The organism is Spirulina sp. 06S082, assembly GCF_034932145.1.
In the GTDB taxonomy this organism is placed as follows: Bacteria; Cyanobacteriota; Cyanobacteriia; order Cyanobacteriales; family Spirulinaceae; genus CCY15215.
In genome coordinates, this window is sequence record NZ_JAYGHV010000177.1 from 1 (window position 1) to 10,624 (window position 10,624).

The 10,624-nt window shown below is 40.4% G+C and carries 9 protein-coding genes; 3 read left to right on the forward strand and 6 right to left on the reverse strand.

The features are described 5' to 3' along the window. Nucleotides 1-543 precede the first annotated feature (543 nt). On the forward strand, nt 544-1,263 hold the full coding sequence (psb32, locus tag VB714_RS13030; protein ID WP_323224803.1) for a photosystem II repair protein Psb32: 720 nt from the start codon (nt 544-546) through the stop codon (nt 1,261-1,263). 78 nt (nt 1,264-1,341) lie between these two features. On the opposite strand, the gene VB714_RS13035 is transcribed toward psb32, so the two are convergent. Next, nucleotides 1,342-2,112, reverse strand: a complete 771-nt coding sequence (locus tag VB714_RS13035; protein WP_323224805.1) for a galactosyltransferase-related protein — start codon at nt 2,110-2,112, stop codon at nt 1,342-1,344. After that, the gene (locus tag VB714_RS13040) at nt 2,100-3,581 is read right to left on the reverse strand and encodes a hypothetical protein (protein ID WP_323224807.1); all 1,482 of its coding nucleotides are present in this window, start codon (nt 3,579-3,581) and stop codon (nt 2,100-2,102) included. The genes VB714_RS13035 and VB714_RS13040 overlap by 13 nt, the downstream gene beginning before the upstream one ends. A 275-nt stretch (nt 3,582-3,856) precedes the next feature. Here VB714_RS13040 and VB714_RS13045 point away from each other — a divergent pair, with 275 nt between their 5' ends. Beyond that, nucleotides 3,857-4,210 (forward strand): hypothetical protein, encoded by a 354-nt coding sequence (locus tag VB714_RS13045; protein WP_323224809.1) that lies wholly within the window; start codon nt 3,857-3,859, stop codon nt 4,208-4,210. 9 nt (nt 4,211-4,219) lie between these two features. On the opposite strand, the gene VB714_RS13050 is transcribed toward VB714_RS13045, so the two are convergent. Next, the gene (locus VB714_RS13050; protein ID WP_323224811.1) at nt 4,220-5,134 is read right to left on the reverse strand and encodes a hypothetical protein; all 915 of its coding nucleotides are present in this window, start codon (nt 5,132-5,134) and stop codon (nt 4,220-4,222) included. Between the two features lie 74 nt (nt 5,135-5,208). On the opposite strand from VB714_RS13050, the gene VB714_RS13055 reads away from it, so the two are divergent. Beyond that, on the forward strand, nt 5,209-6,015 hold the full coding sequence (locus tag VB714_RS13055; protein WP_416309673.1) for a WecB/TagA/CpsF family glycosyltransferase: 807 nt from the start codon (nt 5,209-5,211) through the stop codon (nt 6,013-6,015). 59 nt (nt 6,016-6,074) lie between these two features. Here the strand turns inward: VB714_RS13055 and VB714_RS13060 are convergent, their stop codons facing one another. The 3 genes from VB714_RS13060 to VB714_RS13070 form a co-directional block, all read right to left on the reverse strand. After that, the gene (locus VB714_RS13060; RefSeq protein ID WP_323224815.1) at nt 6,075-8,468 is read right to left on the reverse strand and encodes an AAA family ATPase; all 2,394 of its coding nucleotides are present in this window, start codon (nt 8,466-8,468) and stop codon (nt 6,075-6,077) included. Nucleotides 8,469-8,746: 278 nt separating this feature from the next. Further along, nucleotides 8,747-9,145 carry a hypothetical protein gene (locus VB714_RS13065; RefSeq protein WP_323224817.1) on the reverse strand — a complete coding sequence of 133 codons (399 nt, stop codon included), beginning with the start codon at nt 9,143-9,145 and terminating at the stop codon, nt 8,747-8,749. Between the two features lie 79 nt (nt 9,146-9,224). After that, nucleotides 9,225-10,624: sugar transferase (locus tag VB714_RS13070; RefSeq protein WP_323224819.1), on the reverse strand; the 1,400-nt coding region annotated here is incomplete at its 5' end.

Sequence of the window (10,624 nt, forward strand, 5' to 3'; positions counted from 1 at the left end):
GTTTAATTAGGGTGCTTTTGTATTGCACTTTTAACAGGACAATTACTGTATCTAATTAAACAACCCTGTACGCATAGCGGTTTTGCTCTTTCGAGCCTCCCTTGCGGGGTAATGTTAGCTTCGACAATGTTAAAAGGGCTTGTTAGGTTAGCAGCACTATTTCAGTGACCTTAAAATTGTTTAACTGCTAACGACAGAGCGAGGAACTAGCTTCGCATTCCAAGGTGTCGTGACCCAAATAACGTAGTACGCGAGGTACTTAGTCTGGTCAGAATGGCTTGTCAGATTTCTCTTTCAAGCCTCACGCCTTTAGGCTGAGGTTCCTGACAAAAAAGTATCTCCTCTTTAATCGAGCAGCCGATTTAAGCGTTAAAAAACTTAAAGGTTAGTCTATTTTTATCAGACTAGGGCAACTTCGGCGCGAAATTTCCCATCGTGTTAAAAAAAGTTCATCTTTTTTTTTGAGTGTCTCTTGTCCCGCTTCGTCCCCTTACCCCAGTAAAATAAAGGGAAATGATAAAAATAAACTATACTTTTTGACCAATGAATCGATTACTAGCAACCTTCGCGCCAGCAAAATCGACACTCAACCGACTCGTTTTAGGATTATGCACGGTATTTGTACTATTGGCGATCGCCGCCACTCCAGCGATCGCCACAACAATTTACGAGCTTCCCAATATTAGCGGACAATCTCCAAGGGCGATCGACTCGGCTAATGTCCTCAGTCCTCTCAATGAGGGGAAGTTGAATAAGTCTCTGGAAGATTTGGCCACTAAGACGGGTAAGGATGTGTGGTTGGTGACTGTTCGCATTGGCTATGGCGATACAGTAGAGGAGTTTACGGATGCTTTATTCGATCGCTGGTTCCCGACTCCTGAAGCGGGAAGCGATCGCGTGCTGTTGGTGTTAGATACTCTGAGCAATAATAGCGCTATTCGCGTGGGGGAGGGGCTACAAACTTTATTACCCGATGATATTGCTCAAAGCATTGCTGTGGAGACGCTTTTGACTCCCATACGGTCTGGGGAAAAATACAATCAAGCCTTTTTAGATGCCCGCGATCGCCTCTCTTTGGTGCTTTCTGGGGAGCCGGATCCGGGACCTCCGGCGATCGCACAAGCGAATATAGAGGGTACATTTGCGGATGCAGAGGAAACGGACGATCGCAATGCTACGGTTTGGGTCATTGGCTTTTTGGTTGTGGCTACTATTGTGCCGATGTTGACTTACTATCTCTATGTGGGATTTCCGGGGCAGTAGTTAAACGCACTTTTGTCTCTTTATCAAGAACTCCTGTTAAATGCTTCGCATTCTAACGGGAGTTTGGGGAAATCTAAGCTAGTTTAAGTTGCTTTGGCGCTTTTGATAATAATATTGGCGATTTTTCTCTATTATTTCTGTTTCATTCCATTGTTCTATTTTCTCGTGAAAAAGATGCAAATAAATTAACTCTGGACTGCGGCAAAAATAACGCCCATCTGCTAAATATCGTTCGATAATATCTTGATCTTCTCCTCCCCAACCGAGAAAATTTTCATCCCAACCTCCAATTTCTAACAGGCGATCGCGTTGAAAAAAAGGTAAGACACCAAATCTCTCTCGATGTATGAGTTGTTTCCACAGGGCTGTAATTCGATCTTCGGGTGCGATCGCAGCATTTTCTACAAGGGTTGCTATGTTTGTCGGCTTAATTGTTTTTTTATCTAACATAATACGATATCCCGATATTAAAAGTTTAGGATTGAGTTGTGCTATTTCCAGATGACGAAGAAGAGTATTTTTCCAAGGAATGAGATCGACATCAAAGGGGGTAACTAACTTTCCTTTGGCATATTTTAGAGCTAAATTCAAGGCTTTTGTTTTGGGAAATATCCCCTTGCAAGGATAATAAAAATAGCGAAAATTGGGCTGTTTAAGTTCAGTTTGAATCCATTGGGAAGACGCGCGATCGCCTTCAACAATTAAAATTTCAATATTTTCCAATAACCCTAATTTAGCTTGTTCTGAGAACCAACTTAATTGGGTTTCTAAATGTTCTCTTCTTTGTCGATAAGTAATTAACAAAGATAATAAAACTTTTTGATTATCCATTAAAATCAAGGTATCCATTGCGGGTCTAAACCAGGCGTAATTTTTTGGGGACGTTGCAATAATTCATTGCGATCGCCGGAAATAAAATCAGGAAGATCCAAAGACCAAATATTACCCATTGTTCGGAAATTTTCCCGCGCTTGAGGAAGTGTTGAAAGGTTGCGATCGTCGAGGGTAATTTGATCGAAAAGTAAACTTCTCCCGTCAGGAGACATACTCATTCTTACTTCTGGATCGTTCGTTAAAGCCAGTAAAGGCGCTTCAGTACCTGTAATAATATTAATAATAGAAAGAATCGGTTTTTCTGCTGTTGAATTGGGATCTAAAGGTTCTGTGCGAAGACAATATAAGAGTTGTTCTTCTCGGGGTTCAAATTGACAATCTAAAATTGCTCCCGTCGTATTCAATATTTCTCGTTCTTGTCCCCGATCGCCAATTACAAAAAGAGAGCGAGTTAAATCTTGATTGCTTTTAAGTGCGATGATTTGCCGACGTTGACCGCTCGCAAAAGCGATAACGCGATCGTAACCTGGAAAAAAGTTCCAAGTTCCTGCATCAGAAGTGAGAGGAACGAGGGATATCCCTTGATTCTCAGCAACGGCAAGGGAGCGACCGTCGGGGGAAATTTTAAAGGTTCTCCCTTGAATACCTAAAGGTCGAGGATTGCCATTTTCGGGAACGATCCATAAGCCAGAGTCCGAAGGGTTTTGACGGTTGATGCGCTGAACTACGGCGATCGCGGCATTTTGTGCGAGATCGAATTGTAAGTTTTGATAATTCTCACCTCCGAGAATGCGTTGAACGCGACCATAAGGTAGAATTTCCGAATCGGGTTGATAGTTTAACCCCGTCGTCACCGAGTACAGTTGTTGTGGGGCATTTGTTGTGGCACTTTGGCGATCGTAAGCAGAGAAAAGAAGGCGATCGCCGTCGGGATAAGGCTGAAAATTCGTCACCACTAGATCGGGAGGAGTGAGAGGAATTCTTTTGGCTTGGGTTTCATTGTAGAGAATCAAACGCCCTTGTTCTTCCTTTTCTGCACCCAAATAGGCAAAAGCGCGATCGCGGGTCTTTAGCTCCATTTTCAAGGGCTTAAGGGTTTTTGCTTCGCGGTTGGTTGCTTGAGGTTGTTCTTGCGCCCCCTCAAGAGCGATCTGGTAGGTTGTCCCGTACATGGGAAGATCCGTGAGAGTATAAGCGAGAATTTGGCCTTTCCAACTTAGTTTTCCGGGAAGGGGAGGCTCTATCTCTAACGCATCCTCGATCGTTTTCCAATTCATAGGACGGTTAAAAGTGAGGGTAAAGGTATCATCTTGTACGCCAATTTGCCGATCCTGCCAACTAAATTCCGTCGCCCGAGGAATTGAGCGATCGCCAATGACCACAACTGCACCAATCAAAATCGAGAATAGTCCAATTGCACTAATGACAGCAATATCGATGGGAAGCAACCCTTTTTTAGCGAGAATGTTTAACTTGAGCTTCATAAGTTGGGAACTAACAGAGTGGAAATGGGAAATCAAGCAGTTTTTGGGCTTCTGAGTCTCTTTTCCTTGCAATTTGCGATCGCGTTAACTATTCTATCTTGCACCTGAAATGTGCAGGGAATCTAAATTAGTTTGCAGAAAAAAAATAAAGATTTGGCGATCGCATGACATTCTGTTGCTTTTTCTTGCATTTTCTGCAATGATGCGATAGAGAAAAGGAAAAAAATGTATTATAATGTAATACAGAAACTTGTAAAACCAAGGAGGTGAGAGATGTGTTCGATATCTTCAAAGGTGAAAAGTTCCGGGTGATTGAGTTATCCGATACAGTAAAAATCGAGACGAATATTGCCGATATCTATCTTCCCGCTTTGCGTGCTGGCTTTGTTGGTTTTCCCACTAATCCTCGCTGGGGTGCGATTAAATTTCACGCTTGGAAGATCGGTCGTCAATGGCGTAATGATTTGAATGCAGGGGAATTAAAAGTGCGTGCTTCTGATTCAATATTGGTGCATCGCGATGAAGAGGAACCTCCGGGAAAACCCGAACATTCTCTCGAGGAAACAGTAGAGAAGTTTACTTTTTGGAACCTTAAATTTAATTCACCATTTTCTATTCCCTCAACCTAAATATTAGCCCTAGTGTGAGATTATTTTCTCTTGAGAATAATCTGCATTGGGGCTATTTAAAGTGCTATTTTGCTCGATTTCAAGAAAGTTGCTCAAGAGTAAGGCTAATTCCCCAGCCCGATCGCGATCGCGACCATTATAAAGATAATGAAGTGCTGTAGGATGATAAGATTGTAGGGTTATCGCGTACTCTCGTTGCTTATTATTAGCAGGGTAAACTTCCATTTTTAGCGTGCTAAAAGCAAATTGATATTCTGTCGGTTGAAACGGTAAGATTTGATTGAACCATGTCATCGTTTGCGTATTTTTATCGAAAGTATATTTTTCTCGGGTGAGAATGGCGAGAATTAGGATAATTAATGTAATCAATAAAGTGGGAAAATAAAACAAGCAAAAAACAATGGGGATGGTATAGGACTTGAGTTTAATGATTAAGTGTTGTTGCGTGCGATCGCCAATAAATTGATTGATTTGCCAGACAACGGCATTTTTTGCCTCATCCGAGAGAAAAATTAAATCGAAATAATTAGACGTGGGAAAAGAAATCTGGCGATCGGGAATAGAGACAAATCCTAAGATTTTTTGATTTGTTTGTAGTTGAATATAACGATCGGCAAAGTAGGAAACAACGGATTTATCAAGACGCGATCGCATTAAGCCAGTAAACTTTTCAATTTTCGGCTTTTTGGCGATGGCAAAAGATTCTTCGATTTGACACTGTAGGGGAGAATTAGCAAAACGATCGCACTGTAGGATTGAATCTTTCGGCATGACAAAGCCAAATAAATAGAAAGACAAACTGGCGATCGCCAACAGGATAATCGCAAAAAAAGCCAAAGTTGCTTTTAAATCCGAGGATTTTGGCTCAATGATTAATTGGGTCGATGTAGGTGCAGAGATTTTCATGGCGCGATCGCTTTTCATTACTTTGGGTTTGTTTAATATTGCCTCTTTTTTGTACAATTGAGGCGATCGCAACCTTTCATCCTTGGAAAATCATGCTCGATGCCGGAAAGCGCAACATTCTCGGAGTTAATATCAACATTATCGACTACGAAGCCGCCGTCGATGGCATTGTCCAAGCCGCCAAAGCCCAACAGGGGCTTTCCATCTCCGCTTTAGCCGTACATGGTGTCATGACCGGGGCATTAGATAATATTCACCGCTATCGCCTCAACCACCTCGATCTCGTCTGTCCCGACGGTCAACCCGTGCGCTGGGCGTTAAACTTCCTCTATCAAGCCAAATTGCGCGATCGTGTCTACGGTCCCAATTTAACCCTATTGACCTGTGAGAAAGCAGCAGAGGAAGGTTTAGGCATTTTCCTCTATGGTAGTCGCAGAGAAGTCCTCGAAGCCTTTTCTCGCAATCTGCGATCGCGCTACCCTAAACTAAAAATTGCGGGAATGCAGCCCTCCCGCTTCCGACAAACCACCCCCGAGGAAAAACAAGAGATCGTCCGACAAATTCAGGAAAGCGGTGCCGCCATTACCTTTGTCGGTTTAGGCTGTCCCCGGCAAGAAGTTTGGGTCTACGAATACCGCGACGCTTTATCAATGCCCTTACTTGCCGTTGGTGCCGCCTTTGACTTTCACGCCGGACTCTTACCCCAAGCCCCCAAATTCCTGCAAAACATTGGCATGGAATGGTTTTTTCGCCTGATCCAAGAACCTCAACGCCTGTGGAAACGATATATTTTACTCAATCCTCACTATCTCTGGCTACTCGGGCTACAAATCTTCAAACTCCGCAAATTTGACCCCAACACCGCCACTCCCCCAACCCAAGAAATGCACTACGGCTGATTTCAATTATCAATTATCAATAAACTAGTGTCAACAGCAGGATCGCATCAGGCTAGGTTTTATCCATCATCCTCTTGACTTGCTATTTTTCCAGCATACTTAATACGATCCAATGCTTCCCGAAACTGTGAGTAATTATCGACAGGTTTCACCATTTCAGTGTCGAGCTTATAATCACGTTTAAGATTTTGCAGCGAGCGTCTAATCTCATCGCTTTTGGGACTACTATCATCCAACATAGAGTCTAAATCATCAAGAAAGACTATCGCATCCTCACGATTTGCTGATACGGGGTGATCATTTAAAAACTGATTTTTTCTACGTTCCATTTTTTGCGAAAACTTTTCATTACTCTCCTCTCTTTCCGCGTTTCGTCGCATTTCATCAATCCGTCGGAATAATATTTTAAAGTTAATTTCAAAATTTTGAATTGCATTTGATAAGTTATTTTGATTGCTTTTTTGTTTTGAGAATTTGTTGAGCACACCAACAACATTTCGAGCAAATCCAACTTTTTGAATATGAAATTCTCCTTCAGAAAGGTCTCGAAAACAATTTTGAATTCCATCAAACATTTGTTCCCCATTATTCAAATACTTAAGGACATTGTGTTCAGTTATTTTATCGATAAAATCTGAATCAGCTTTGCAATCCTCTCTAGCGTACAGTTTAGCAGCTTCTACACAAATAGGTATTGGAATTAAATCTTCGATTTCTATAAGTTTAAAATCTTTGATTTTTTCGGGAAGTTTCAATTGCTTATCTTTTGCTAAATCACCTATTTGAAGAACAAATTTCTCTTTCAACAACTCCTTCTTTTTCAGAAATCCTCCTTTTTTCAAATCTTTTTTCGCATCATTGCCACTCTTATCACTATCAAGCAAGACAACAACAGGAGGTTGTTCAACGTCTCGACCTCGAGCCAAATAAACCAAATACGAAACATGAGACGCTCCACCTACTGGAACAATGGTGACATGATTTAAATCCAAGTTTTCTAGTTCAGATACATTATTAAGAGAACGTAAATATGTCGCTGCTCCTGCTATTAAAATCTGATCGGAGTTACCTTCAACGATTAAATTACAGTTTCCAATAAATGCAGTTTCTCCTACAAATGCACCAAAAGCAGACCTTAAGGGTTCATAGTGGTTTTTAGCAGCATCTTTAACTACTCGAGTTCCTTCTTTACTTTTCTCAAGAACCCGAATTCGCTGAGAGTGATTTTTATCAATCAAAAAAGGAGAATGAGTAACATAAACAACTTGAACCGGCGGTTTTTCATCTTCACCGTTTGCAAAGGCTTCAAAGATTTTCAGTAGATCTTGTTGCGCTTGACTCGATAAATAAGTATCAGGTTCATCCATTAATAGGATTTCAGAAGTTGTTTGATGCGGTTGGTGAGCGCGATATTGGATGTAGTAACTCAAAAAATATTTTAACCCACTACTTCTCTCGGCAAAAGAATACTCTGTTCCAGTACGATCCCTGATTGTAAAGACTAGATCATGATCTCTGGCTGAAACACATAATCGAAAATCTCGATCTTGAACCCACCAACTCGGGAAATTTAAACTATCAGAAAGTTGTGCGTTAACTTTCGCAAGTAATCCTTGTACATATCCTTCATTTCCTTCTGTTAAAGCTGTCGCTAACTCTTCTAAAGTTTCAGCATCAATTTGAGCAACTTGGCAAATCAGTTTATAAGCCAATTCAAATTCTTTTTTCCGTTTATTGATGTCTTTTGAATCAATTCCATAATCTTCTTCAAGTGCAGTAACTAGAGATAGGATTAATTTATTGAGAGGTTGATTATTTAAGGTTGTTGCACCATTAGATTTTAGAGTAGCACCAAAGTCTTTACTCAATGTCTCAAGCAAGTTGTTTATTTTTAATTTTTGAGAGCGCTCCAAAAATTCCCATTTTGTTCCATTAGCTTTTTGTTTGTGACATTTTATGATTTGTCTGATTGGAACACTTTGTGGTAGTGCAATATCAGAATAAATTATAAAAGGATGTGGCAAAATATTCGATACATTTATATTTTTTTGACTGAGATCATATTCGTTATATTCTTTATTTTTACCTAATAAATAGATTTTTAAGTTATCTTTATTACCTCGAAAAAGAAAGAAACGATCAAACGCGATCTCTTCTGGGATTTTTGCAATCGAGCGAATGTTTTTTTCTTCTTCTTGAGAAAGATTAGACCATTCAGAACCAAAATCTGGAAATTTAAGTTTTCCTTGTCGAACGGTAAAAAACTGTGAATAACGGCAAAAATCTTGTCGTTTAATGTGTTCTCCAGAAATTGCCTTTTCAATAGCACTTAAAAGATGGGATTTTCCTGATTCATTTGCACCAACGACTGTTGTTACCTTGGGATCTATAACAATTTGAACATAGGGATACCACATTTCACCAATCATCTCCCAAGGTTTGTGATCCGTCACTTTTAGATTGTTCTTTCTGATATAGTCAAAGTTAAATGACTTGTAAAAACGAATAAATATAGACGCGAGCTTCATGACTTGACTTAGATTGAATAGATTGTTTATAGTGTAGCACAAAAAAAACAAATATGTTACACAAATCAACAATTAGAAGAATTCTGACCTTTTCAGGAATAAGGTAGCAAAAAAAGTCCTTGGGATATTCTTCTCAGGGCGATCTTATTTTTTTGGGTTAGATACTTTTATACTAGCTTTTCCAACAGGATTTTGCTATTCGCCTACACCGATCCAACCAATTGAGGTTCTCGCAGTTGGGCATCTTGATAATCCGGATCGATTCCTTGTTGGGTGTAGTAGGCTCTCGGACGACCAGAAGGCGATCGCACGGCATTGCCAAACGTCTCAAAGAGAGCCTCGATAATATCCTCAAAAGGACTGTCAGGACAAGTTTCATCCTCCATTTTGACAACCTTCAATAACGCGCAGGTTGCCAGACCTGTTGTTTTCTCCAAAAATCTCAAACTGGGCTGATACCCAATCGCTTCTACTTTTTCGAGTGCCTCTTGAGGGGTCATATTTTCCAGCATTTCAAAATCCAAATACAAGTAGGCATAACCCACCGGAGGCCAGCCAATCTCGTAGCGATTCAATCCGATGAATGGTTTTTTCTTGTTCATACTTCCTCTATTCATAAGAACGAAACGTGCAACGCCAGCGCTTTTGAGTGCGACCGAGGGGAACGCCATCAACTATTAACTAATAAGCTCCTTCTTTACCTAAGACAACTTTAATTGTTTTTAAGAGAATTTGAAAATCAAGAGCGAGAGACCAGTTTTCAATATAGGCAATATCTAATTTAAAAGCATCTTCAAAATCGGTAATATCCGATCGCCCAGAAACCTGCCACAATCCTGTAATTCCAGGCATGACATTGTGACGTAAATGATGATGTTCCTCAAATCGTTCGACATCTCTGAGAGGGAGAGGACGCGGACCCACCAAACTCATATTTCCCAGCAAAACATTAATGACTTGAGGAATTTCATCTAAGCTATAGAGACGGAGAAATTTGCCGACTTTGGTAATGCGAGGATCGTCCTTGATTTTGAATAGTACACCATCTTTAGCGACATTTTCTTTTTCTAATTCTTTCTGTAACAGATCTGCATTATTAACCATTGTGCGGAATTTCCACACTTTAAAAGGTTTCCCTCGCAAACCGACACGCTGCTGTTTGTAAAAAATTGGACCAGGAGAATCCCATTTAATTAAAATAATAATCACAATATAGAGAGGACTTGCCAATAAAAGAATTAACACCGATGCGATGAGATCGAAACCGCGTTTGAGCCAAAAATCTCCTCCCACTAAAGCGGGAGCAGAAAAACGAATAGTTGGCATTTTACCAATTAACTCAATCCTCGGATATTGATTGGGAATTTCTAAATCAATTGGGACAATACGTAAATTTAAACCAGCCGATTTAACACTCCAATAACAGTCTAAAGGATTGGGAATAGACTTCCAAGAACAAATAAAAATTTCTCCAACTCCTCGGAAGTAAAGGTGATCTAAAGTTTCGTACCAGAGATCGTAAGATTCCGGATCGCTGAGATCGATAGATTCGATAATTTCAAATTCTTTTTGACTTGACAATTGCAACATTAGCTTGGTTTTGTCCATATCATCGGGATAACCCATTAGAGCAATGGGACGAGTAACAGCACCTCCTCGTCGCAATGCCATAATCAGTGTTTCTGCAAGCAATCGTCCCGTAAGAACAAAAGTTAATGTAAAAACCCAAGCTAATAAAAATGTCGAACGGGAAAAAAGAATACCGGGTTGATAAAGAAATGTTAAAGCAACTAAAAGACATTGAGATAATGTCAAACAAGTCACTAGACTTAAATAGCGGCGACGGCTCGATCGCTCTCCATAAAGACCGGCTGCTGCAATCATTCCTAATGTAATAACTAAAATAGGGAGCAGAAATCCTGTTTGTTCGGGATTGCGTTGAAAGAGAGCAAAGGAATCAACTGTTTTTAACCAGCGAACGGCTTTACCGACTCGTTTGGCTAGAAACCATGCTAAAGAAACTAATCCCGCATCGAGGAGCATAAATGCACAAATTCGCAGCCAACCGATGCTAATTCCGC